Below are 22,731 nucleotides of genomic sequence, written 5' to 3'. Positions count from 1 at the left end.
ACCCTGCCGTTTTGGGGTGGTGTGGTCATTTTGCTGCTGGCATGGGCCAAAGCGCGCATCATCGCCGCCCGCTATCTTGGCCTTGCGCAAGCGCCCACATATCTGCGGGGCTTTAGCCTTGTTTTGGCACTATTTATGGCAGGCCTGCTTGGGATTTATGTGGCGACGCCTCCTGTTACGGGGTGAAAGCAGCCGCCAAATCCAGTGGTAAATCAAACTCGGCCAGCACCCGCGCGCGCGCCTCTGCCGACATCTTGCGCGCAGTTTTCTCAACTATGCCTTGCAAATCCTCCGCGCTCCGCTTGGCCGCGAAATCGGCAAAATACCAACGAATGAACACGAAACAAATGATGTCTTCCAGCGCCTGCACCTCGGGATCGCGCTTTATGCCCTCTTTGCGCAGCAACACACCCACGCGCGCTTGGTCCTCGGCACTATAGCCTGCATCTGCCATAATACCGGCCACGCGCGCGCCATGTCTGCGCCCCTGCTCACGCCGCCACGCATGATAGCCTTCCTTACCCTCGGGAAATTCGGCGCGTTTCAGCAACCAGCGTTCGACATGCTGGCCACGCGCCGCAATGCGAAGGACATCCGATGCATCGGGAAATAACCGCGCCGCCTCAACCGACATACGCTCGCCATATAGCAATGCGGCGGGCTTGCCGTCTTCAAGCGTTGGGTCGGCCGCGTTGGCAGCATCAATCATTTGCAAAGCGGTTTCGATATTGGACATCAAGTCTTACTCCGTGACATGGCCGAATCTTCAAAAGCAAAATCGCGCAATGCCGCAATATCGGCAATCGACGCATGGTTCTGGCGAATGGCAACACCGTGATCGCGCAACTTGACAAAAGCGCGGCTCAGGCTCTCGGGTTTCATGCCCAGACGCCCGGCGATCAGCACCTTATCATACGGCAAGACCACCTCGCATTCATCCGAAACGCAAACAGATAGCTCTAGCAAAAACTCGGCCAAGCGTTGCGCACCAGTTTGGGCCTTCAGCGCCTCAACTTGGGCGACAAGCGATTGTAAATGCACGAAAGTTGCGGAAAGGACTGCAACGGCAAACTCGGGGTTTTCGCGGATTTGCCGCAGATATGTATCGGCTTCAATGCGGATCACCCGACAATCCGTCACGGCCTCGGCGGCAACAGGGTAGAGATCATGTTGAAAGGCAACCGCCTCACCAAAACTCCGACCTTTAGTGAAAACACCGACCACAGCTTCGGCACCGTTTGGGGCGATACGGTAAAGCTTTACCCACCCGTCCAGCACGATATAAATCGCACTGGCCTTTTCACCCTGCAAAAACAGCGTGGCACCACGGTCAAAGCCCCTCACCCGAGAGGATTTCAGCAACAGATCGGCAGCCTCGGGCGATGCCCCTGACAGCAAGATGGACCCCGAAGCGATCCTCCTCTCTTCTGGTGTCATGTCCGGCCCTAACCTTTGTGTTCAAATCCATACCTCGCATATTTGTGGAGCTATGCCAATTGTTCGTTTGGTAAGGTGAGCCCCCCGAAACCTTCGTCCTATAAAACTTGAGACAGTTACGAATTGGTAAGGAAGACGCCCTAATATCAGCGATGGGGGCTAGAACGGGCCCCGATAATACGGTGGTTAAATGCATAAATGGCGTCTTTACTGCGCAATGGTTCCGGCTTTGTATCTGGGGTTATTTTCTGCACTGGCGCAGGCCTCAATATGTGAGGATGCTGCCCGACATGCATCAGAAAGTACCGGCGTACCGCTTTCGGTACTGCGCGCTGTGGCGCTAGCCGAAACCGGACAAACCAAGTTTACTAAAAATGAATACGCCGCTTGGCCATGGACCGTCCAATCTGGCCAAAAGGGGCATTGGTTTTCCGACAAAGCTGCGGCGATGCAATTTGTTCAAACTTTGATGGCTACGCAAACCACAAACATCGATATCGGTTGTTTTCAAATCAATATGCGCTGGCATGGGCAAGCCTTTCAAAGCTTGGACGACATGTTTTCTCCCCGCAGCAACGCGCTCTATGCCGCCCAGTTTCTGCAAAAGCTGTACAGTCAGACTGGCGAATGGCGGGCCGCTGTTGGCCGCTATCATTCGAATAATGATGCCCGTGCCGAGGCATATGTTCAACGCCTTGAACGGCTTTTTGAAACGCACCTCGCGGGGGGGGGCATCCGTGATCCGTCCGTGACTGTAAAGGAACGCAAACCAACCCCTAAGCAAGCCCAGCAACAGTTCAGCCTGTCCGGTGCGCGGGGGCCGATACTTCTGATATCATCAGCCGCGCAGCCGCTCATTTCAGCGCCGCACCCCGTAATTGGAGGGCGGCCATGAAAAATCTAACCCTTAAAACGATCTTTCAACCGACCATTTTGCTTGCGCTTGCGCTGATGGCCGTCATCGTGATGATGGTTTTGCCCGTCCCGGCATGGATGCTTGATATCGGCCTCGCCGTTTCCTTTGCCCTAGCGATTTTGATGTTTACCGTCACGCTTTTCATCCAGCGACCCTTAGAGTTTTCGGCTTTCCCGACCATCCTTTTAGCATCCTTGATGCTACGGCTTGCGTTAAACGTATCGTCAACAAAGTTGATCATTGGCCAAGGCCATACCGGGACGGGCGCGGCGGGCAAGGTTATCGAAGGGTTCGCAAATTTCATCATGGGCGGCTCGGTTTTGCTGGGCGTCGTGGTCTTTTGTGTTTTGCTGATTGTGAATTTCGTGGTGATTACAAAGGGCGCGGGCCGTATGGCCGAAGTTGGCGCCCGTTTTGCACTTGATGGGATGCCAGGCAAACAGCTGGCAATCGACAGCGATATGTCGGCTGGCGCGATTGATCACGCCGAGGCTAAAAGGCGGCGTGAGGTTGAACTGGCGGAAACCAACTTTTTTGGCTCGCTTGACGGCGCCTCTAAGTTTGTAAAAGGCGATGCTATTGCGGGCCTGCTGATTACGCTGCTGAATATCGTCATGGGGTTGATCATTGGCACCGTAATTCACGGCATGCCGATTGGGCAGGCCTTTGAAACTTATGCGATATTAACCGTCGGTGATGGGCTCGTTAGCCAAATTCCTGCCGTCATTATTTCCATTGCAGTGGCGCTTCTTTTGGCACGCGGTGGGCAAACTGGCGCGGCAGATGTCTCATTCTTTGAACAACTTGGCAGATATCCCGGGGCTTTGGCCACGGTGTCGTTCTTAATGGCGCTTTTTGCATTGGTGCCGGGTCTGCCGTTTTTGCCTTTCATTCTAGGCTCATTGGTCTTAGGGGCAGCTGCCTATTGGGGCGCGGAAGGGGCAAACAAGCCCAAACCCGAACCGGAGGAAACCGTTGCGAAACCGGTCGAACGCCGTTTGGGTGACATCCTAGATTTCGACGACATTCACATCGAATTTGCACCCGACCTTGTTACAATGGTTTTGGATCCCGCAACGGGGCTTGATACCCGTATCGCGAATATGCGCAACCATATCGCCAGCGCCTTTGGCCTAATCCTGCCTGAAATCAGACTAACGGATGAACCATCCCTGCCGTCAGGAACCTACCGTATTCGCTTGCAAGGCGTCGAGCAGGTAAGTGACAAACTGTACTACAACCGCGTATTGGCCCTGCTGTCAGATGGCTTGCCGGTTCCCGAAGGGATGGATGTACGCGAACCGGTATACGGCGCGCCCGCAAGATGGATTCCACCAGACGCGCAGGAAGAGGCCTCTATTCAAGGCCTTACAGTCGTATCGCCAACAGAAGTTCTAGCGACCCATTTGCTTGAGGTGTTAAAAAACAATCTCTCGCGCCTGCTGTCTTTGCGCGGGTTGCGCCGTTTGCTGGATGAGTTTGTCAACTTATCCGACTCCGCTCGATCCGAGTCAAACAAGCGTCTGTTGAATGAGTTGGTGCCTGACAAGGTTCCGGTCGATCTCTTGCTGGCCGTGCTACGCCTGCTACTTGAGGAACGGGTCTCTATTCGAAACTTGCCGCTCATTCTGGAAAGCATCGCAGAATCGCGCACAGCGGGATCCCCCGAGGCAATTTGTGAACATGTGCGGCAACGGCTTGGGTTTCAACTTGTGGCTGCCCTGCGCCGAGATGACGGTACGATCCCGCTTATTCAGCTGGCACCGGAATGGGAGAAGGCCTTTGCGACATATCAGATTGAAGGCGAAAAAGGCCAAAGAGACGTAGCATTGCCACCAGATCAATTTAGCCGATTGGCCAATAATCTTGCAGAAAAGCTGAACAAAGCGGCCGAAAGCGGCCTTCACCCTGCCTTTGTGACCTCTACCCTGCGCAGGCGTTTCTTGCGGACAGTCCTTGGCGCCAAAGGTTTAAACGCGCCCGTGCTCTCATATGAAGAGATCGGCCTTGAGGCCCGCCCTGCCATGGTGGGACAAGTACCGATATGACGCAATTGTTAGACCTTCTGACACAATCAACCGAGTTTACCGAAGACTGGCTTTGGGCCGCCTTTCTTGTATTTCTGCGTGTCGGGGCAGCAATGGCATTGTTGCCTGCGTTTGGCGAACAATCCGTCCCGCAAAGAATACGGCTGGCCATCGGAATTTGCTATACGATGGTTGTCTTGCCCATCGTCGCGGATCAAATCGGGCCTTATGGCGGCGCGTTCGCGGCCCCGATTGCCGTTGAGGTGTTGGCAGGTCTTGTCATTGGTATCGGCCTGCGGCTCTTTGTTCATGCCCTTCAAATCGCAGGCACGCTGGCAGCCCAAGCAACCTCGCTCTCGCAGCTTTTTGGCGGCCAAAGCGGTGAACCACAGCCGACGATGTCACATTTATTCGTTGTGACAGGCTTGGCTTTGGCCGTTGCTTTCGGGCTACATATCCGTATCGCCGAAATTTTTGTCTATTCCTACGATGTCCTGCCCCTCGGCGTTTTGCCCAGTGGCGCGGATATTGCCCGCTGGGGCCTGTCGCAGGTTAGCACCGCCTTCTCATTGGCATTTGAAATGGCGTCACCGTTTATTGCAGCCTCGCTTATCTATAATATTGCGCTTGGGGTGATAAATCGCGCGATGCCGCAGCTGATGGTTGTTTTTGTTGGCGCGCCAGCCCTCACGCTTGGCGGCTTAGTTCTACTTGCCATGGCTTCCCCCCTTTTGCTGCAATTTTGGCATACAGCGTTGATCGCTTACATGAACAACCCCTTCGCAGGTGTTCCATGAGCGACGAGCAAAGCGCATCTGATAAAGAACATGAAGCCTCTGATAAAAAGCTCTCAGATGCGCGCGAGAAAGGTGAAATTCCGCGATCGAATGATCTTATTACTGCGGGAACATACTTAGGGTTTCTCTTGGTCAGCGTCGCCCTTGGCCGCAATATGTTACTTAAATCAGGCGAGGCTGCAGCGGCAATACTTGAACAATCTGACAGCCTCTCATCTGTGTGGACAAAGGGGGCAGGACCAAGTGTTTTAACCGTTTTAGTTTCAATGGTTGGCCCGCTTGCCCCGTTCTTTTTGATACCATTTATCACCGCGACGCTCATGATTGTTGCGCAGCGGGCCATGATCTTTACGCCGTCTAAACTTGCGCCAAAGCTGAACCGAATTTCCCCAATATCTGGACTGAAAAACAAGCTAGGCCGCAAAGGCCTGTTCGAATTTCTCAAGAGCTTTGTAAAGCTTTTGGTCATCTCAATTCTGCTGTTTTGGTTTTTAAGCCGCCAAGCCGATGATCTTTTGCGCATGATTTATCTGACCCCGCCCGTTGCTACGACTTTGCTGTTTGAAACGGTTGTTCGCTTCCTTGCTATCATTACGATACTGGTCCTTGCTATCGGCGGGATAGACTATTTTTGGCAGCGAGCAGAACATCTTAGGTCAAACAGGATGTCGCGCAAAGAGATGACGGATGAGCATAAGAATGCCGAAGGTGACCCGCATACCAAAGCAAAGCGGCGACAAAAAGGGCAGGAAATTGCGACAAACCGCATGCTGCAAGATGTGCGAACAGCCGACGTGGTGATCGTGAACCCAACTCATTTCGCGGTTGCGCTGAAATGGGATAGGCTTTCAGGCCGTGCGCCAATTTGTGTCGCAAAGGGCGTAGATGAAATTGCGCAACGCATCCGAGAACGCGCTGCCGAGGCCGCCGTTCCGCTGCACCCAGATCCGCCGACGGCCCGTTTGCTTTATGCGTCACTCGATGTTGGACAAGAGGTGCACCCTGATCATTACCGCGTTGTTGCGGCGGCCATTCGTTTTTCGGAATCTATTCGCCAGCGAAAAACCGCGGCACAGCGAGGGATCAATTGAAGAATGTGAAAAAACTCGATCGTCTTAGAGCTCTGTCTGACCTCATTCTTAACCAGCATCTGGCTGGGTTGCGTGCGTGTGCAGAGGCACGCAACCAAAGCTTGCAACGCCTAAACGATTTGGTGGCAAAACCGGGTGATCAGCTAAGCCCGGTTGCGTCAGCCGCCGCTTCGCTTCAGTATGAAAGATGGGCAGAGCTGCGCCGATCAGAACTGAATATTATTCTTGCACGGCAGACTGTTGCATGGATGGAGGCGCGCAAAGCCGCGGAAACGTCGTTTGGCCGTTCCGAAGTGTTAAAGAAATTATAGTCATACCAAATTGCAGACACCGAGCTGCCGCCATTGTATGCCTTATCAATTTCGGGGCGCGGTTCTTTCCCATTGCGCCGTCATCTTGCGATTCAGCCATGCAAGACCCACCAGCGATAGCCCAAGGCCCATAAAAGAAAACACGCGGATCAAGCCGGACAGGCCAGACATATCCACCAAGAATACTTTGGCCACAGTCAGCGCTACGCCGGCCATTGCAACCTTGCGCAAGATATCGGACCGCTGGCCAAAGGCCAGCACAAGCAAAACGACCGAGGCGATCAGCATGGCGAGGGTGTAACTGTAAAGCTCCGGGTCGGAAAATCCCGGCACCGACAGATCGGTTCCGCGCCAAAACCGCCGAATTTCCAGTCCGACATAGCAAGCGGCAAACGCGCTGGCAGCAAGGGTGAAACCGATGCGCAGGGTGCGTCCGAAATGTGTGATCTTCCAAGCCGCAATGGCGAAGGTGGCCGCCAGCGGCAGGAACGCAAGTGCAAGGCTGTCAAAAACCGGCGGGCCTTGGACAGGCGCATTCTTGCTGAAAATCGGGTTCGAAACAAAGGCCAACATGTACAGCGTACCGGCTGCCGCCAGTCCATATGCCCCAGCAACAACGGCGCGCAGGACCGTCATAACCTTGCCGCCCATCTGCATCCGGTACAGCTGGTTCAGCGCCAACGCGACCCAAATTGTTGACATCAAGCCCATCACCCAATGGCTATCGCCTGCGTCTCTTGGTGCGACGCGCAACAGTGACACCGCCAGAAACACGCCCAGGATGGTCCAGCACGCGCTCTCCAACACTACCGCGGTTTTAAGCCGTTGCCCGCGCGAAACCCACCACGCGGCTGACAGCAGCCCAAGCGTGGCCAAGAACGCAAAAGCCACCTCAAAATACGCAATTTCATAAAGGTTGGCGGCATAGTCCCAGCCCAGCGCCCAGTCAAAGCCCGGCCAAACCACAAGCCGAAACGTGATGATGGCCACCGCGATTTGGATAAAATAGGTCAGTGGCGGCATCGCATGACGACGATCCAGCAGCGCCGTGCCCAGCACCATAACCGCCAGCGCCACCGTCAATGCCGATTGGGTCAGCACAAGGAACACCGCCAACGTGATCAGCGTCAGCGCGCCCACGGCGAACAACCCCATCCGCAGCGGTGCGCCGGCATCGGCGGCATTGCTGCGCAGGGTCAGCACCACCATAAACGCCGCCATAGCGATTGCGGCAAGCGCCCATTCATATTGGCCAACAATTGGGCCGGGGGCCCAAAGAAACTCCAGCATAAGCACCGTTGCAGGGGCGAAAACCGCCGCGCAAAATGCCAAAAAGCTGGATGCGCTGCTCTCGTCTTGGGCATGAACCGCCCGTTGCATCCGTATGAACATCAATAGCGAGCCGAGAGCCCCTAGCCCCGACAGCACCCACACAGTTATTGGAATGGAGGCGGCGATTGGTGTCGCCTCTCCGACCATGGCGGGAATGGCGGCTTGCTGGAACGCGTGAAACAGTGGTCCATCCGTAACGCTTTCCAGCGCGATCAGCGCAAGGAACGCAAGGCCGGGGATCAGCGCGTGGTCATACAGCGCGGGGGCATTTTGCGTCCAAAGGGTCGTGGCCGAGATAATCAAGCCAAGCGTAAAAATCGCAAGCCAGACAGTATCGGGCGAAGACGGATAGTCGTTCCTCATTACCACTGCAAGAGCCGCCAAAGTCACCGCCAGCGTGGTGCCAAATGTTATACGGGTAGGAAAATTCGGGCGCAATTTGCCGCGCGTACGCAGGGCGTCAATGAACGAGGCCCCCGTTTGGCGCGGAAACAGCCCACGCTCGGGGATAGCAAAGGCGGCGATTAGGGTTAGCAAGCCACCGCCAAGGAAATGCAAATTTGCCCCCCTCTCGGCCCAAAGTAAACAAGCCCCTGCCAGTGTGGCCACCAGCCCCAACACCGAAACCCAAGCCCAGCGTTTGACGGTATCAATCCCCAAGGCCACAGCCGCAACCATTGCCAGATAGTAATGCACCATCCAAGAATTATCCGAGCTGCTGCCGGTGACGAACGGCGCAAGCGCCGCGCCCAAAATGCCCACCGCAGCCAGAACCGGCCCGTAAAACCACCCCAAAACCAGCGCAATCGCCGACACCGCACCAAGCGCCGCAAAGCTGGTCAACGGATCGATAAGGCCATAAAGTGCGCGGGCAGCAAACACAGCGGCATAGAGCACAACAATCCCCGCGCCCGAAAGGGTTGAGGGCAGGAATTGCGTCTCCCCAACGGCGTCACCATCTTCAAACGCATTCCCTGCATTGCGGCGAACATACTCGCCCCCTGCAATCAGTGCCGCACCAAAGGCCAGTGCACCCATCACACGCCAAAACGGTGTTAGCAGCCCGTTTTCAATGCCATATTGCACCATAAACACACCCGCCAGCGCCAAAGATGCCGCCGCAATCGCCAGCACCCAGTTGTCACGCAGCCAAGCAGTCAGCTTGGCAACCAGATCAGGCTTGAACACATAGGCGGTTGGGGGGGCGGGCTCTTCCTCCAGCGTGCCTTGGAGCCAGAACTCTGGGGAAGGCGCGTGCTTAGCGTCCTCTTCTGGCTGCATTTGGGTCGGCTCCAACGCAGCGGGCACGGCCTTAACGGCCTTTTCTGGGGTCAAAGCTGTTTGGTCGGGCACCTTAAGCGCCGCTTGCAACTGCCCGACCAAAAGCTCTAGCCGGCCAACCTTGGCCTTCAGGCCCCAATGCGAAAACAGCAAATAGGGGATAAGCACCACAACCAACAGCACAGCAATCGCAGCAAAGGTGACCAACATTTCAAGCTCGTCCATGTGCCACCCCGCCTATTTCATTTCAGCCCCAAAAACCTCTTACTTGCGCGGCTTACCCGTCCATGTCGCCAACCATGCCTTGAACCGCGCCCAAAGACCATCGGCAGTCTCATCAATCTCGTCAAACGTGTCGCTTATGCTTTCCAGCGTCGGGTCAATCGTGCGCTCACGGAACTGCGCCCACATCCGCCACAGCAAAAACAGCACGCCCACCAACACGACAAAGAACAGAATGTTAAACCAAGGAATAATCCGTACATCGGGGCCTTCGACCGCCCGGATACTGATTGCATTGGGGAAAATCGTCAAAAATTCATTGCGCCACCCATAGTGGGTAATCTCGGCCCATTGCGGGGTAGCCGCGTTTGACACCATGCTTTGCGCCTGCGCCTGCAGGTTAGAGCTGTCCAGCTTGAAATACGGCGGCCAGCCCCAGCCCGTATCTTCATTGCGATACACTACCGGTTTATTATCGGCGCGTAGCGTTTGAATGAAAAACACATCGCGGTTCCTATCAACAGACGTGCCGACATCCGGGCTCGCCCAAAAGAACGAGTTTTCACCAAAATCGATGCGGCGGTTTTCGGTACCAACGATGCGCACAACATCATGCTGCGGCAACGTGTAGTGAAAGAACGAAAACAGCAAAACTGCTATGATCGAGAAAAAAGTCCATTTTACATAGCGCATCGGCGTTCCCTCAGGAAAAGTTCAACAAATAGATGGCAGCTATCACGCAAAGCGTCGGGATAACATAGACCAGCCAAATCAGTTTCTTGCGCAGCCCTTTTTCATATGCGGCCATGCCCGAGGCGATGAATTCGTCCCGATCGCCGGGGCTTTGCGTGGCATCCCATTCCTTTTCCAACTCTTCACGCTGCAGCGACCGCGAATAGACGTTCAGCAGAAAAAACAAGATTGTCATGCCGACAAAGCCGAACAGCATCAGGCGAAACATCGCTATCATTTACGGGCCTTTCGTACGGCGCCCCACGGGCCGACAAGGTCGGTCATTCTGGGGGCTGGTTTCGGTTCAGGGCGCTCGGCCTCATCCATGCCCGGCTCACCGCCAAACAGAGCCGCCCGCGCGCCCGCCTTATCCACTTGATACTCTCGTTCCAGAAAATCAGCAACATAACCACGTTTTCGGTCGGACCACGTGGCATAGCTGGCGTAAAACAGCTCTTTATGCGTGATAAACATCTGACGCACATCCAAAGGCGAAAGCTGGCTTAGCAGCATATTCACCAAATCATGGTCTTTATGCGAGCGCGAGCGCAGGGTGTAGAAATAGGCCGGATGCTCAGACGTGATACGCGGCCAGTCACCGCCGCCTTCAACCCATCCCAGCAGGCGCGCAAGGCCAAGAAACTCTTCCGGCAGATCGGCACCCAGACGCTGCGCAATTTTGCGCAGGTCGTTGCGGGTGGCATTGCCCAGATCAAGGTTCAGCGTATCTGCCGCCTCGACCAAAATAAAATCCATCTTTTGGCGCAGCACCGCCGCACTATCCATGCCTCGCGCCTTGACGATCGGCTCCACCAGCGCGTTTTTATCCAGCCAATCGGCAATCACGTTGCGCTGGCTCAGGTCCATCATCTGGTCAACCGGCAGCTTGCCAAGGCTGTCACGCGGCAGCACCGAAATCACCGCCGGATACGTGGCATCGCGAAACACATACAGCCCGCCGAAATGCGAGGTCCAGAAATTTGCCTGCTCAAACGTCATCTTGGGCAAGGCAATCGGCACCCGCGTCACATCACCGGTCTTTTTCGCCAGCCCAATCATATCGGCGATCAGCACATCATCGCGCCACCCCGTCGGTTCGCGCCTAAACCGGTCGATCATCTGGCCCAGCTTGGCCGCATCGGCCACATGCCCGCCAATCGTGTCGCCCTCAATCGTGATGCGACGAATATCCAACAATCGCGCAGGGTTAGACACCTCGTACACGCTATTGAACAACTCGCCCGCCACGGCATCGCGGGCGGTCAGGGCAAACAACTGCGCCTCATTCGCGTCGATAAACTGCTTTAACACCCCGCGAGAGGTGGAAAACGTCACGTTCAACAAAGGCGCGGTTTTCTGCGCCGTGGTCAGCAAAACAAACTGCCGGTTGCAGCCGTTCGGGTTCAGATAGCGATCATCGCCCAGCTCATCCCCGATTTCGGGCGAATAGCCGGAAATATCGATGTGAAAATCGGTGAGGGTGGTGCGCTTGCCCGCCAGATGCTCTAACGCGCGGTTATAGCGTTCGATCAGCGCGGGCGAGGACACCTCAACCAAGTTGCCAAACATCAGCCCCTTTTGGATCAGACGTTTCATAACTTTTCCTTTACCAAATTGGCGCGGCGGGTGAAGGCGAACAGATACCACGGCAGCCAAAATATAGCCGAGAACCCCGCCAACCCCGCGGCCTCCCAAAACCGGGGTTTCAGGTCGGTCATGTGGTCAGGGTTCAGGGCAAACAGCACCGCAACCGCAACCACTGCACAAATCAATATTCCCATCATCCGCGCATGGGCGGGGCCTTTGTCAAACAGCATCGCAGGGCGCGTGACGAAGGGGACAACTGCAAAGGTGATGAACGAGAAGGCGGCAAAACTAAGCGCGATGAAGGTCAAGTAGGTCATTTCTCGCTCCCGCTTTCTGTTCGGCCCAAATATCCTCGGGGGGTCCGGGGGGCAGACGGCCCCCCGGCGTCAGTCAAAAAGAGCATCATTTCCCCTCCAAATACCGCCGCTTGGCCTCTTCCTGCCGCCCGAAATCGCGGACCATGTTGGAAATCGCGACCTCATCCGACTTATCGGCATAGCGGAACTCTGAATCCGCATAGCGGTTGATTTCTTGGATCACCATGTCGACCGTAATCGGCCGCTGCATAGCCTTAATCATCGACAGTTTTTCGTCATAGCCTTTGAACAGGAACAACTCCGGCTGTTCCATCCACTGATCCGGCAGTTCAAAATCCATCGCCCGCACCTTAACCGCATCAGTGATGTTTTTGATCGCGCGGCCGGTAAAGCGGGGGTCGGCCTCTTGGATCGCCTTCAGGTAAGTGCCGAGCTTGGCGATGGTGTCCAAGCGGCCATTGTCGCGGCCCACTTGGTCCCACACGCGCAGCAAACCGTCTTCCTGCGGGCGGGCGTGGCCTTCAAAACTGGCGGCAACGGCGCGTTTCATTTCTTGGGCGGCAAACAGATCATGCGCGCCCACGGGGATATCGTGGTTTTTGCCCATCAGCAGGGCGAGGATATCGATATAATCGTCACGCGTTTGGGGCCCGTCGACCAAAAACCGCGCCCCCGCCCGTTGGCGCAGGGCATCATCCACATTCTCGGGGTAGTTCGAAAACATCCCGAACGTGCAGTTGCCGCGTACGACCGTATTCGCGCCGGCAAAGGCCTCCATAAACACGGCCGTCACCTCTTGCTGCCCCGCGCTTGACTGTTTGTCGCCGCGCTTGCCTGCGATTTGGTCGATGTCGTCAATGGTGCCAAAACCGATCACTGCGGGGTCCAGCACATTGGTAATAAACGCCTTGGCGTTTTGCCCCGACTTGCCCTGATAGCTGTCGATCTGGTCGATGGAAAAGTTCTGATAGCGGAACGGATAGCCAGCTACCTTACAGTAATCATTCAACAATCCAGCCATCATCTGGATCAGCGTGGTTTTCCCTGTCCCCGGTGCGCCGTCGCCCATAAAGGTGAAAATAAACCCGCCCAGTGCGGCAAAAGGGTTCAGCTTACGGTCAAAATCATAGGCCATTAGCATCTTGGCCAACCGCAAGGATTGATATTTGGCAATATGGTTGCCAACCACCTCATTCGGTTTTTTGAACGTCATGGTCAGCGCCGTGCCACGTGCCGCTAGGGCCGGTTTAAACCCTGCAATCGTCAGATTGTCGGCCTCAACCCGCCAGCTTGCAGCGGTAAAGCCCGCAATCCGTGGCGCATCTTGCCCCCGCAGCGCGACTGCCGCCATAAGCTGTTCGGCATAGGCCAAAACGCTGGCCACCAAGGACGCATCATCGCTTGCATGGGCGGCGATGGTTTGGTCCAGCTCCCACAATGCGCCATGCAGGGCCAGCGGCGCATTGTCGGTCAGCACCTCTTGCACAGGCCCGATTTCGGCGCTGCGTTCATTGCCTTGGCTTGCCAGCAAAAACGCGGTCGCGTTGCCAAAGGTATAAAGAACCGCCAGTGCCTCGGCGGCCAACAGCTCGGTAAATTCGGGCTTGCGCTCGGCTGGCAGACGCCCCTCCAGATTGGCTTTTTTCAGCTCGACCAGCGGCGTTTGGCGGGCAAATTCCTGTCCCACGGCCAGCGCGACGGCCAAAGCGCGGCGCAACGCCTGCCCCACCGTGGCCTGAATGGCCGAGGTCAGCGGGTCGTCTTCGTCTTTTTCGGCAATCCTGTCCAACAGCAGCACCCCTTCGGCCCGTGCGGTGCTGCGCGTGACCAAACCGGGGGTGGTAGAGCGAAACCTGCGCCCCGTCGGCGCTACGCCCGGCGACTTTTCCGGTGCCACAGCCGAAAATCGCGCGGTCCCGATGCGGGGCGTATGATCGACGCCCATCAGCATGTCGGTCGCGGCCGAGTAATGCGATTTGATATCGTCTTCGCGCAGTTCCATCGTGTCACGGGTGATCATCTTAGCAATTCCTTAAACTTACCGCTGCGGCAAAACACGGTCGCCCGCGCCCACAACAAACTTGCGGATATCGTTAAAACCGGGGGGACGTTTTTCGGCCAAGGCCTGAAACGGGCGTTCAGGCATAACCAGCATCCGTTCCATGCTGGTCGCGCCAATATCGGCCAAGGTTTTGCCAATAAACGGCCCCGAGGCGAAAATCTGGCGTTCCGCCGATGAAAACCAGCCGGTTTTCACGGTTTCCTCACGCTCGGCGAGCAAATCCTCAACCGTCCAGACAAAGGCCCAATCTTGACCGGGTTCAGGGCGAGCTGCGGCCAGCACGTCCGAAATCGGGCCAGATTGCAGCGTGAAACTGCTGGAATACATCGGGCCAAGGTGAATGCGGCGCAGGCGTTTGGGGTGGAGATCGTCGAAATCGGTATCAAAGCCTTTGGCAATCGTCACCAATTTCAGCCCGTCCAAGGATTGCGCCATCAGATGCGCCTGCACCTGCGGCCAGCGCCGATCATCGCGCGGCAGTGGGGTTTTGCCACTATCCTCAAGGTTCAACAGATAAATCACCGGCAGGTTGGTTTGCGTGTCATACACTGCCCAATGCACCAGCCAGGACCTGCGCTCGCTGGTTTCGCCCAGCCATTGCACATCGGCATCATTGCGCGCCCAAAACTGCATTCCGCTGCGCAGGCTTTCATAATAAAGCCGCTGTGACATGGTAAATTGCAGGCGTGTCGGAATGGCCAACTCGCCCACAATCTGCCGGATCATTGCGTCTTTCAGCTCGGTATCGGTGGGCAATTGCGCAAGGTGCTTTTCAGCTTGCTGCGCGTCATTGGCCATAACCATCAGCTCTTGCGCGACCGGAAAGCCGGATTCGTGCCGGTCAAACGTCAACTTGCCGGGCAATGGCCCATCAACACGCCCCGTCATCAGGTATTTATAGCCAAGCGACTGAAACGTCAGGTTCAAACGCTGCACATAGGCACCGATCACCCGCGACTCGACCTTGGTCAGGTTGCCCTCGGCCTCTAACTCAGCCGCAACGTGGCCCAAATGGCCGGTAATCCGGTCAAACTTGTCAAAATAGCGCCGGACAATGGCGGTATCGTAAAGCTCTGCATGATCATCCGTTAAGGTGTTCACAGCTCATCTTTCCTTTTACGGCGAAAGTAGACCCCAACCGCGCTAATCGCCACAAACACGGCCAAAAACGCAATCTGGCCCGCGCTGGGGGCCACGGCAAAACCGTCCGTTGCTGCCCCCAAAAACAAAGCCCCCATGCAGGCCATGACCACGGCCCAAACAGACCAGCGGTCGCCTTCGCCAAAGAACATGACGTAAAACACGTTCAACGCGCGAAGGGTTGCCCGCCACAGCCGCACCTCAGCCGCCGTATTGGTTTTTGTCATGCTTTTCGACAATCGCCGCAAAGCGACGGGCGAAACGCTCATCCGCCTTGGCCTTGGCTTCCAGCACCTTACGGGCATAGACCATATGGTCCTCATGGGCTTCCATCATATCAGCCATTCGGTTGTTGGTGGCGGTGCCAATCGCGGCCATAGCGGCCTGTGCCTCTTGGTCGGTTTTCACGCCGATTTCATTGATCCGGTGCGCCACGTCTTGCTGCTGCGCGGTTTTCAAAGACGAGGTCAGCGCGTCATACAACACCACCCGCTGCTTGGTATCCGTTTGCAACTTGTTGATCAAAACCATCTGGGTGGCAGCTTGGTTTTGCAAGCTGTCCATCCAAGTTTTGCCCTTTTCGATATAACGTTCAAGGGTTTGCGACTTTGCCAGATCAACCTGTTCTTGCTGCACCAGAGCGTTATAGCGTGTGTTCAGCGCGGCCAATTCGCTTTCCAGCTTGGTGCGTTTTGCGGCGTCTTGCTCAACGCTGATCTTGTTTTCCAGCTCGATAATCGCGGGGTCCATCGCAGTAATCTCGGCGCGCACGGCCTCTAGGCTGCCCACCGTCGCCTCACGCTCATCCAGCGTGCCGGTCAGGTTGTTTTCCACACTGGTTTTCTGCGCGTTCAGCATGTCCAACTGGCCTTGCAGCAGCTTGACGATGATATCCGACTTGCCAATCAAATCTTGCAACTTGTCGTCGATCGACGCGCTGCGCATACGCTCTTGCCGCAACGACTCGGACTTGGCGTTCGAGAAAATGCCGATAAAGCTTTCCATGCCCGTCTTATTGCGCATCTCATCAAAGTCACGGCTAAAGCCGGCGGTGACATCATCCAAACCCATAATCAGATCGGCGATATTCGCGTTCATCAGGTCGGTATGTTTGTGCACATCATCCAGCGTGGCGTTCTCAACATCAATCGCCGCCTCGCCCGCTTCAAGTTTGGCGCGCGCGGTTTCAATCCGGCTCGTGATCTCGGAAATCTTGGTTTGCGCCTTTGCCACTTGGTCTTGGCTTTCGCGGATCTTGCTGTCGAAATCTGCCATGCTGGCCTCCGATGTAAATACACTTAACATATGGGTGGGGATTGCGAATTATTCCAGACCTTCCCGCGAAAAAATGTCGCAGCAAGGCATTACCCCCGATTTCAGGTAAATTGCGACAAGCTGTTGCAGAATGCAAGGATCGACACGTAGCCCTTTAACCTTGACCGCCCGCACCAACAGGGGTTGAGTTGGGCAACCTTGGAACGATTAACGGAATACACCATGCCAACCCCCAAATCACTTGCCCCCGTATCAACTGACGGCATCCCGCCCGAAACCGAACGCCCCGCACCGGATAAGCTGCTTGCGGGCGATCCCGTACATACCACATGGAATATCGAAGATCGCGACGGGCTGTATTGCGGGATTTGGCAATCAACACCCGGCAAATGGAAGGTGTCCTATGACGAGTGGGAATATGTCCGCATTCTAGAGGGCGTCTCTATCCTGACCGATGCGGACGGCCACGCCACCACCCTACGCGCAGGCGATAGCTGGATCATTCGTCCGGGATTCGCTGGCACTTGGGAAGTGCTGGAAACCACGGTCAAAGACTATGTTATCCGCCTGTGACAGGCCGCACATAGCAAAACGGCCCCGCAAATGGGGGCCGTTTCCCAAACAATTGCGCCGATATTACAGCGGCACGTTGCCTTCATCTAGCGATGCGTCGTCAAAAATTGGCAGCGGGTCATTGGCAATCGCCTCTTCGCTGTAAATCGCCTCTGGGTCGGTGCGATGCGCTTCCATCTCAATCCCGCGGTTAAAGTTCTCTGGGTCTACCCGCTGCGACTCTTCCTCGGACCGAACATGCACATGGGTTGCAAGCGGCACCATTTCAAACAACGCAATGATGTCTTGGTTAAACAGACGGATACACCCGGCGGAGCCGGAGTTGCCGATAGAATCCTGTGCGTTGGTGCCGTGAATGCGGTAATAGGTATCGCGGCCGCCCTTGTACAAATACAGCGCCCGCGCACCCAAGGGGCTGCGCAACCCGCCACGAATACCTTTGGCAAAGGGGCCGTAAATTTCAGGCTCGGTGCGCAACATATTGGCGGTTGGCGTCCAACCCGGCCATTTCTTTTTCACCTGAATGGTGCCATCGCCTGCAAAGCTGCGGCCTGCGCGGCCTGCGCCAATAGGGAACCGAACCGAATTCGACCCTTCACGCACGAAATACAGAAACTTGGCATAGGGGTCGACGTCAATCGTCCCCACGGGCTGCTCACCCAAATAGGTGCCGGTGATGCGGCGGTTCACGCCTTGGGTATATTCGGGCGGAATGCCAGGCAAAGTATAGCCACTGTCAAACATCGGGCCATAGCCTTCGACAAAACCCGCATTCGGGTTCGGGCCAGTCGTATCTTGGGGCGCGGCGCAGGCCCCCAACAAGGCAGAGCCGGATAACGACAGGAATGTACGACGATCCAATAGGGTTTTGATCACGATGCGCTCACTTAGCTGGGGAATTCAGTTCTCCCTTTACGGCCACTTCTAGCCGCCAAGGTCAAGCCCTTGGGCCCTTTGCCACAAAGAATGGCCCCCAAGCGTTGCACTTAAGGGCCAGTCGCCTGTCATTTACCGAACGCCGCCCGCAAATGTGGGTAACCCACCGCGATCACAGCATAAATTTCGAAACCTTACCCCACCACGTTAAACGCGGGCCCATAAGGATAGGCGGTAATGTTATCATTCCCGTCTTCGGTGATCACCAAAATGTCATGCTCACGATAGCCACCAGCCCCCGGTTGCCCATCCGCAAGCGTCAACATCGGCTCCATCGAAATCACCATGCCGGGTTCCAGCTCGGTATCGATATCCTCGCGCAGCTCTAGCCCCGCCTCGCGCCCGTAAAAGTGCGACAAAATCCCAAAGCTGTGGCCATAGCCAAAGGTCCGGTATTGCAGCAAATCACGCTCGGCCAGAAAATCATTGATCTGCGCGGTGACACCCGAACAGGTCGCACCCGGTTTCAGCAGGCTCATCCCATATTCATGCGCTGCGACGTTGGCCTCCCAAATCTTCAGACTCGCGTCATCGACCGAGCCCAAAAACATCGTGCGCTCCAAGGCTGTGTAATAGCCTGAAATCATCGGAAAACAGTTCAACGACAGAATGTCGCCTTGTTGCAAGACCCGCCCCGTTACCGGATTATGCGCACCATCGGTATTCACCCCCGATTGAAACCAAACCCAAGTGTCGCGGTACTCGGCATCGGGAAAACGCTTCGCGATCTCCAACTCCATCGCATCGCGCCCCGCCATCGCCACGTCAATCTCACGCAGCTTTTTGCCTTTACCCGCGATCAAACATTCGCGAATGGCATAGCCGCCGACATCCGCCACCTGCGCGCCATGCCGGATCAACGCAATCTCGGCATCCGATTTCATCATCCGCTGCGCCATCGTGGCGGGCGCAATATCCATCCCGCGCTTGGGCTTTACAAAATGGTTCAGCTTTTCAGACTGCACAAGCGTCAGATGGTCGCCCTCAACCCCGACCGCCTTACCATTGCCCACGACCCCCGCAACCACACGCCAAAAGTTATCGCGCTGCCAGTCGGTATAGGTGATGTTGTCGCCAATGGAACGCCGCCAAGGCTGGCCCGCATCAATCCCCGCGCTAACCGTCACACATTGTCCGGCAGTCACAACACACGCATAGGGCCGCCCGAATGAGCAGTACAAGAACCCCGAATAATACGCGACATTATGCATCGAGGTCAGGACGATAGCGTCCAACCCGTGCATCTCCATAATATCGCGCAAACCCTCCAGCCGCGCTTCATATTCCTCGGGGGCAAAGGGCATCGCGTCTTTGCTGCCATTGTGAAAGCGGTAATTCTCTGGGCGCACAAGCGTCATCGTCAGACCTCATATAATAAGGGGCGGCATCACACCTGCCCCGAAAGGCCCCGGCGTACAGGACGAGAGTATGGGCCATATGCCCTGCAACGACGCCATCGCTGCTGCCTTATGTCTTGCCGTGTTTGCGGGTTTCGCGCAAGCCGCCTGATTTCATCTTGGCAAAAATACCTAAAAATATGCGCCCCAAGCAAACCCTATGGCGCCGTATCTTGCACCACGCGGCCCTCTTCCAGAGTAAGAATCCGGTCGGCCAGGTCCATGATGCGGTTGTCATGCGTCACCATCACAGTCGTCGTGCCCCGCGCTTGGCCAAGGGTTTTCAACATCTCAACCACAACCCGCCCCGAATCTTTGTCCAGCGCGGCTGTCGGCTCATCGGCGAAAATCACCTCGGGGTTGGAAACCAGCGCCCGTGCCACCGCCACGCGCTGCTTTTGCCCGCCCGAAAGGTTTTGCGGCAAATAATTCACACGATCCGCCAACCCGACCAGCCCCAGCATGTGCTGTGCTGCTACCAACTGCTTGGCCGCATTCCCCGCCCCATGCACCTGCAACCCCATCAACACATTTTGCGTGGCCGTAAGGCTTTCATGCAAGTTATGCGCCTGAAAAATAAAGCCTAAACGCCTGCGCAACTGCACCAACTGCGCCTCGGATGCACCATGCAGCTCATGCCCCAACAGCCCCACGCGCCCGTCTTGCACGTTGCGCAGACAGCCCATCAAGGTCAGCACCGTGGTTTTACCAGACCCAGACGGCCCCATCAAAATCGTCAAAGTGCCGCGCTTGATCGTCAGGTTCAAATCCCAGATCGCCTGCTTGCGCGTCTCGCCGGCGCCGAAATAATGGTTCAGCCCGTGAACCTCGATGGCTGCATCCCCCGTCATCAAAACAAATCCGCCGGATCTGCCGCCGCCAAGCGCCGCGTTGCAATCGCCCCTGAAATGGAACAAGCCAACAACGTGCCGACAAATACCAGCACCGCACGGCTGGCCACCATCGCCACCGGCAACCCCGTCACCGCATTCAGCCCCGCATATAGCCCCATCGACACCGCGAACCCCGGCACAAACCCAAACACCGCCAGAATAAGCGCCTCTTCAAACACAATCCCAAGGAAGAACGGCTGGTCATACCCCATCGCTTTAAACGTCGCATATTCGCGCAAATGGTCGGCCACATCGGTCGACAGCACTTGGTACACAATCACCAACCCCACCAGCACGCCCATGAACACGCCAAAGCCAAAAATAATCCCCGTCGGCCGCTCGGTCGCCATAAAGGCCAGATCGGCCGCGCGCGCGCCCGCCACTGTCTGCACCTTCACGCTGTCTGTCGGCAAAACCGTGCGCAGCCTCTCGGCCACCACATCGGGCGCAAGCCCATCAGCCACGCGCAGCAAAATATGGTCCGGCGCACCCGAACTGCGCGATGAGAAAAACCGCAAAAAAGTTTGGTCCGACGTTACCATCATCCCATCTGCCAAAAACCCACCGCCCACGGCCATCGACCCAACTGCGCTGAGCGTCTTGCCATTCGCCTCAAACGTGAACTGCCCACCAATGGCAAGGCTCGCCAGCGCCTCGGTAGGCATGCCGCGCGTGTCTTTGTCCAAAAAAGCTGTGTTCTCCAGCGCCAAGCGCCCCATCATGGGCGCAATGGTTGGGGCAACGAAATCCGCCTGCGTCACATCAACCCCGAATGACAGCAGCGAAATCGAGCTGCCATCTGCCAGCGTCAGTGGCAGGTTGCCAATAAACAACGGTGTCGCAGCCGCCACGCCGGGCACGCCCAGCGCCTGAAACATATAGGTCCGCGCGATATTTCCGCTATCGCTCAGGGTGTTACCCTCTTGCGATGACAGGATAATATCGGCGTTCAACAGCGCATAAGGCGCCACGGTTGAATTGTTCAACGCCCCCATGATGCCCAGCTGCATGAACACCAACAGATTGGCAAACCCCACGCCCGCCACAGCCGCAATCAACCGCGTGCGGCTGTGCGACAGTTGCAACCAGCCAATCGGCAAGCGCCCGAACAGCCATGTCAGCAAGGCACTCATTCAACGCGGCCTGCATCAATCCGCACGATAGTTTCCAGATGGGTAAACCCTTTCGCCAAGGCCGAAGAGCCTTCGTCCAGCGTCACAATCACATCCACGACCCGCGCATCCGTATTCGCCGCGGGGTCGTCCGAGGTAATCGACTGCCGCCCGATCTCTAGCCCGATCGCCGTCACGCTGCCGGTCAAATCTTGCAACAAAGCCTCGGCCGAAACGGTCACAGGGTCGCCAATCGCCACCCGACCGATCAGGGTTTGGTATACCTCGGCCTCTACCGTCATCTGGCTGGTATCGCCCAGATCAATAATCCCGCCGCTGGGCCGCTCGCCCGCGCGGGCGTTGATATCCAGCACCGTGCCTGCACTTGGCGCACGCACATAGGCACTATCCAACATCTGCTCGGCGCGGGTCAAATCGACACGTGCCGCGGCCAAATTCGCCTCGGCCACGGCGATGTCGGCCTGCGTCGCCTCGGCATTTTGATAGCGCGACAGCGTTGCAATCGCGCGCTCTACATCACGCCCCGCCTCGGCTGCCGTTGCCACCGCTTGGTCCAGATCGGCCCGCGTGGCCACGCCGCGTTCGAACAAAGAGGCAACGCGGTCCATATCCGATTGCGCATTTTTCGCCGTTGCCTCGGCCCGATCAAGGGCAGCTTGCGCCTCATCCCGGCTGGCGCGAATTGTCGCTGTGGTCTGCGCCAAGGTCGCCTCACGCACGACAATCGTAGCGCGTGCTGTCGCCACGCCGTTTTCCAACGTCGACAGGTTGTCCAGCACGGCCAGCACATCGCCCTTGGCCACAGTTTGCCCGACCTTTACGCGCAGCTCGGCCAGACGGGCATCGCCTGCCCCCGATGGCGTGGCCACGCTGACAACATCGCCCTTGGGAATAACACGGCCAAGAGCCACCACATCGCCCTCGCTGATCACGGCCACAACCTCTTGTGACTTAACCTTTTGAATAGCGACAGCAATCGGCGTGTCACTGCCCGCCCCCGGCTGCAACCCTGTCACCCCGAAAAACGCCCGCAGCGCAGGGGGTTGAAAATACATCCCCACCACAGCCCCCGTAAACAACAGCGCCATAACCACGGGAATATACAGCAATTTAGAGCGTGGCTTGGGCTGCGAAACAGATCCGGCATGCGCCATTCCGCTATCTTCTAGCGGCAATTCTGGCGTAACGGTTTTTGGGTCTTGGGTCATCGGCAGTCCTTTAGGCTCGGCACTCGCGGACATACCGCAGCAATACTCTGTACCCCAAACACAT

The 22,731-nt window shown here is 56.5% G+C and carries 23 protein-coding genes; 7 read left to right on the top strand and 16 right to left on the bottom strand.

The features are described 5' to 3' along the window. The first annotated feature begins 21 nt into the window (after positions 1 to 21). Entirely contained in the window at positions 22 to 186 is a 165-nt protein-coding gene (locus ACEN2J_RS06960) for a hypothetical protein (protein ID WP_442104404.1), read from the top strand. On the opposite strand, the gene ACEN2J_RS06955 is transcribed toward ACEN2J_RS06960, so the two are convergent. Continuing rightward, positions 176 to 736: a DUF4202 domain-containing protein gene (locus tag ACEN2J_RS06955; RefSeq protein WP_442104402.1), complete on the bottom strand. Its 561-nt coding sequence runs from the start codon at positions 734 to 736 to the stop codon at positions 176 to 178. The genes ACEN2J_RS06960 and ACEN2J_RS06955 overlap by 11 nt on opposite strands. Further along, entirely contained in the window at positions 736 to 1,437 is a 702-nt protein-coding gene (locus ACEN2J_RS06950; RefSeq protein WP_442104400.1) for a Crp/Fnr family transcriptional regulator, read from the bottom strand. The genes ACEN2J_RS06955 and ACEN2J_RS06950 overlap by 1 nt, the downstream gene beginning before the upstream one ends. Before the next feature lie 190 nt (positions 1,438 to 1,627). Here ACEN2J_RS06950 and ACEN2J_RS06945 point away from each other — a divergent pair, with 190 nt between their 5' ends. From ACEN2J_RS06945 to ACEN2J_RS06925, 5 genes are read left to right on the top strand one after another with little or no spacing between them, the layout of a single operon-like run. Further along, positions 1,628 to 2,332: a transglycosylase SLT domain-containing protein gene (locus ACEN2J_RS06945; protein ID WP_442104398.1), complete on the top strand. Its 705-nt coding sequence runs from the start codon at positions 1,628 to 1,630 to the stop codon at positions 2,330 to 2,332. Beyond that, positions 2,329 to 4,401 carry a flagellar biosynthesis protein FlhA gene (gene flhA / locus ACEN2J_RS06940; protein WP_442104396.1) on the top strand — a complete coding sequence of 691 codons (2,073 nt, stop codon included), beginning with the start codon at positions 2,329 to 2,331 and terminating at the stop codon, positions 4,399 to 4,401. The genes ACEN2J_RS06945 and flhA overlap by 4 nt, the downstream gene beginning before the upstream one ends. After that, entirely contained in the window at positions 4,398 to 5,177 is a 780-nt protein-coding gene (locus ACEN2J_RS06935) for a flagellar biosynthetic protein FliR (RefSeq protein WP_442104394.1), read from the top strand. Before flhA ends, ACEN2J_RS06935 begins: the two co-directional genes overlap by 4 nt. Beyond that, entirely contained in the window at positions 5,174 to 6,268 is a 1,095-nt protein-coding gene (locus ACEN2J_RS06930) for an EscU/YscU/HrcU family type III secretion system export apparatus switch protein (protein ID WP_442104392.1), read from the top strand. The genes ACEN2J_RS06935 and ACEN2J_RS06930 overlap by 4 nt, the downstream gene beginning before the upstream one ends. Further along, on the top strand, positions 6,265 to 6,579 hold the full coding sequence (locus ACEN2J_RS06925; RefSeq protein ID WP_442104390.1) for a hypothetical protein: 315 nt from the start codon (positions 6,265 to 6,267) through the stop codon (positions 6,577 to 6,579). Before ACEN2J_RS06930 ends, ACEN2J_RS06925 begins: the two co-directional genes overlap by 4 nt. Before the next feature lie 45 nt (positions 6,580 to 6,624). Here the strand turns inward: ACEN2J_RS06925 and ACEN2J_RS06920 are convergent, their stop codons facing one another. From ACEN2J_RS06920 to ACEN2J_RS06880, 9 genes are all read right to left on the bottom strand, one after another. Beyond that, positions 6,625 to 9,417 carry a DUF2339 domain-containing protein gene (locus ACEN2J_RS06920; RefSeq protein ID WP_442104388.1) on the bottom strand — a complete coding sequence of 931 codons (2,793 nt, stop codon included), beginning with the start codon at positions 9,415 to 9,417 and terminating at the stop codon, positions 6,625 to 6,627. Between the two features lie 39 nt (positions 9,418 to 9,456). After that, a complete protein-coding gene (locus ACEN2J_RS06915) occupies positions 9,457 to 10,107 on the bottom strand; it encodes a DUF1523 family protein (RefSeq protein ID WP_442104386.1) in 651 nt (216 codons plus the stop codon). A gap of 10 nt (positions 10,108 to 10,117) precedes the next feature. Beyond that, positions 10,118 to 10,384, bottom strand: a complete 267-nt coding sequence (locus ACEN2J_RS06910; protein WP_442104384.1) for a hypothetical protein — start codon at positions 10,382 to 10,384, stop codon at positions 10,118 to 10,120. Then, a complete protein-coding gene (locus tag ACEN2J_RS06905) occupies positions 10,381 to 11,742 on the bottom strand; it encodes a DUF6638 family protein (protein ID WP_442104382.1) in 1,362 nt (453 codons plus the stop codon). The genes ACEN2J_RS06910 and ACEN2J_RS06905 overlap by 4 nt, the downstream gene beginning before the upstream one ends. Continuing rightward, positions 11,739 to 12,050 (bottom strand): hypothetical protein, encoded by a 312-nt coding sequence (locus ACEN2J_RS06900; protein WP_442104380.1) that lies wholly within the window; start codon positions 12,048 to 12,050, stop codon positions 11,739 to 11,741. The genes ACEN2J_RS06905 and ACEN2J_RS06900 overlap by 4 nt, the downstream gene beginning before the upstream one ends. An 85-nt stretch (positions 12,051 to 12,135) precedes the next feature. Beyond that, positions 12,136 to 14,070: an ATP-binding protein gene (locus tag ACEN2J_RS06895; protein ID WP_442104378.1), complete on the bottom strand. Its 1,935-nt coding sequence runs from the start codon at positions 14,068 to 14,070 to the stop codon at positions 12,136 to 12,138. An 18-nt stretch (positions 14,071 to 14,088) separates the two neighbouring features. Beyond that, positions 14,089 to 15,213, bottom strand: coding sequence for a hypothetical protein (locus tag ACEN2J_RS06890; RefSeq protein WP_442104376.1), 1,125 nt, complete (start codon positions 15,211 to 15,213; stop codon positions 14,089 to 14,091). Continuing rightward, positions 15,210 to 15,479 carry a hypothetical protein gene (locus tag ACEN2J_RS06885; RefSeq protein WP_442104375.1) on the bottom strand — a complete coding sequence of 90 codons (270 nt, stop codon included), beginning with the start codon at positions 15,477 to 15,479 and terminating at the stop codon, positions 15,210 to 15,212. Before ACEN2J_RS06885 ends, ACEN2J_RS06890 begins: the two co-directional genes overlap by 4 nt. Then, the gene (locus ACEN2J_RS06880) at positions 15,454 to 16,527 is read right to left on the bottom strand and encodes a hypothetical protein (RefSeq protein WP_442104374.1); all 1,074 of its coding nucleotides are present in this window, start codon (positions 16,525 to 16,527) and stop codon (positions 15,454 to 15,456) included. Before ACEN2J_RS06880 ends, ACEN2J_RS06885 begins: the two co-directional genes overlap by 26 nt. Positions 16,528 to 16,749: 222 nt before the next feature. Between ACEN2J_RS06880 and ACEN2J_RS06875 the strand changes: the two genes are divergently transcribed. Further along, complete coding sequence (locus ACEN2J_RS06875; RefSeq protein ID WP_442104372.1) at positions 16,750 to 17,100, top strand: cupin domain-containing protein; 351 nt, start codon at positions 16,750 to 16,752, stop codon at positions 17,098 to 17,100. 63 nt (positions 17,101 to 17,163) lie between these two features. Here ACEN2J_RS06875 and ACEN2J_RS06870 read toward each other — a convergent pair whose 3' ends face one another. From ACEN2J_RS06870 to ACEN2J_RS06850, 5 genes are all read right to left on the bottom strand, one after another. Further along, positions 17,164 to 17,976 carry a L,D-transpeptidase gene (locus ACEN2J_RS06870; protein WP_442104370.1) on the bottom strand — a complete coding sequence of 271 codons (813 nt, stop codon included), beginning with the start codon at positions 17,974 to 17,976 and terminating at the stop codon, positions 17,164 to 17,166. 194 nt (positions 17,977 to 18,170) lie between these two features. Beyond that, on the bottom strand, positions 18,171 to 19,394 hold the full coding sequence (locus tag ACEN2J_RS06865) for an aminopeptidase P family protein (RefSeq protein ID WP_442104368.1): 1,224 nt from the start codon (positions 19,392 to 19,394) through the stop codon (positions 18,171 to 18,173). Positions 19,395 to 19,591: 197 nt separating this feature from the next. Further along, positions 19,592 to 20,284, bottom strand: coding sequence for an ATP-binding cassette domain-containing protein (locus ACEN2J_RS06860; protein ID WP_442104367.1), 693 nt, complete (start codon positions 20,282 to 20,284; stop codon positions 19,592 to 19,594). Further along, complete coding sequence (locus ACEN2J_RS06855) at positions 20,284 to 21,459, bottom strand: FtsX-like permease family protein (RefSeq protein WP_442104365.1); 1,176 nt, start codon at positions 21,457 to 21,459, stop codon at positions 20,284 to 20,286. The genes ACEN2J_RS06860 and ACEN2J_RS06855 overlap by 1 nt, the downstream gene beginning before the upstream one ends. Then, entirely contained in the window at positions 21,456 to 22,667 is a 1,212-nt protein-coding gene (locus ACEN2J_RS06850) for an efflux RND transporter periplasmic adaptor subunit (RefSeq protein WP_442104363.1), read from the bottom strand. Before ACEN2J_RS06850 ends, ACEN2J_RS06855 begins: the two co-directional genes overlap by 4 nt. Between the last annotated feature and the right edge of the window lie 64 nt (positions 22,668 to 22,731).

It is taken from the genome of Pseudorhodobacter sp. W20_MBD10_FR17 (assembly GCF_052119765.1).
Lineage (GTDB): Bacteria > Pseudomonadota > Alphaproteobacteria > Rhodobacterales > Rhodobacteraceae > Pseudorhodobacter.
Note: the sequence above shows the minus strand (reverse complement) of the source record. Positions and strands in the feature narration are given on the sequence as shown.

Coding starts and splice junctions, on each gene's coding strand:
- ACEN2J_RS06945 (WP_442104398.1), top strand. CDS start 1,628: ATGCATAAATGGCGTCTTTACTGCGCAATGGTTCCGGCTTTGTATCTG.
- ACEN2J_RS06855 (WP_442104365.1), bottom strand. CDS start 21,459: ATGAGTGCCTTGCTGACATGGCTGTTCGGGCGCTTGCCGATTGGCTGG.
- flhA (WP_442104396.1), top strand. CDS start 2,329: ATGAAAAATCTAACCCTTAAAACGATCTTTCAACCGACCATTTTGCTT.
- ACEN2J_RS06875 (WP_442104372.1), top strand. CDS start 16,750: ATGCCAACCCCCAAATCACTTGCCCCCGTATCAACTGACGGCATCCCG.
- ACEN2J_RS06950 (WP_442104400.1), bottom strand. CDS start 1,437: ATGACACCAGAAGAGAGGAGGATCGCTTCGGGGTCCATCTTGCTGTCA.
- ACEN2J_RS06900 (WP_442104380.1), bottom strand. CDS start 12,050: ATGACCTACTTGACCTTCATCGCGCTTAGTTTTGCCGCCTTCTCGTTC.
- ACEN2J_RS06865 (WP_442104368.1), bottom strand. CDS start 19,394: ATGACGCTTGTGCGCCCAGAGAATTACCGCTTTCACAATGGCAGCAAA.
- ACEN2J_RS06935 (WP_442104394.1), top strand. CDS start 4,398: ATGACGCAATTGTTAGACCTTCTGACACAATCAACCGAGTTTACCGAA.
- ACEN2J_RS06850 (WP_442104363.1), bottom strand. CDS start 22,667: ATGACCCAAGACCCAAAAACCGTTACGCCAGAATTGCCGCTAGAAGAT.
- ACEN2J_RS06880 (WP_442104374.1), bottom strand. CDS start 16,527: ATGGCAGATTTCGACAGCAAGATCCGCGAAAGCCAAGACCAAGTGGCA.
- ACEN2J_RS06915 (WP_442104386.1), bottom strand. CDS start 10,107: ATGCGCTATGTAAAATGGACTTTTTTCTCGATCATAGCAGTTTTGCTG.
- ACEN2J_RS06885 (WP_442104375.1), bottom strand. CDS start 15,479: ATGACAAAAACCAATACGGCGGCTGAGGTGCGGCTGTGGCGGGCAACC.
- ACEN2J_RS06920 (WP_442104388.1), bottom strand. CDS start 9,417: ATGGACGAGCTTGAAATGTTGGTCACCTTTGCTGCGATTGCTGTGCTG.
- ACEN2J_RS06895 (WP_442104378.1), bottom strand. CDS start 14,070: ATGATCACCCGTGACACGATGGAACTGCGCGAAGACGATATCAAATCG.
- ACEN2J_RS06955 (WP_442104402.1), bottom strand. CDS start 736: ATGTCCAATATCGAAACCGCTTTGCAAATGATTGATGCTGCCAACGCG.
- ACEN2J_RS06905 (WP_442104382.1), bottom strand. CDS start 11,742: ATGAAACGTCTGATCCAAAAGGGGCTGATGTTTGGCAACTTGGTTGAG.
- ACEN2J_RS06910 (WP_442104384.1), bottom strand. CDS start 10,384: ATGATAGCGATGTTTCGCCTGATGCTGTTCGGCTTTGTCGGCATGACA.
- ACEN2J_RS06860 (WP_442104367.1), bottom strand. CDS start 20,284: ATGACGGGGGATGCAGCCATCGAGGTTCACGGGCTGAACCATTATTTC.
- ACEN2J_RS06930 (WP_442104392.1), top strand. CDS start 5,174: ATGAGCGACGAGCAAAGCGCATCTGATAAAGAACATGAAGCCTCTGAT.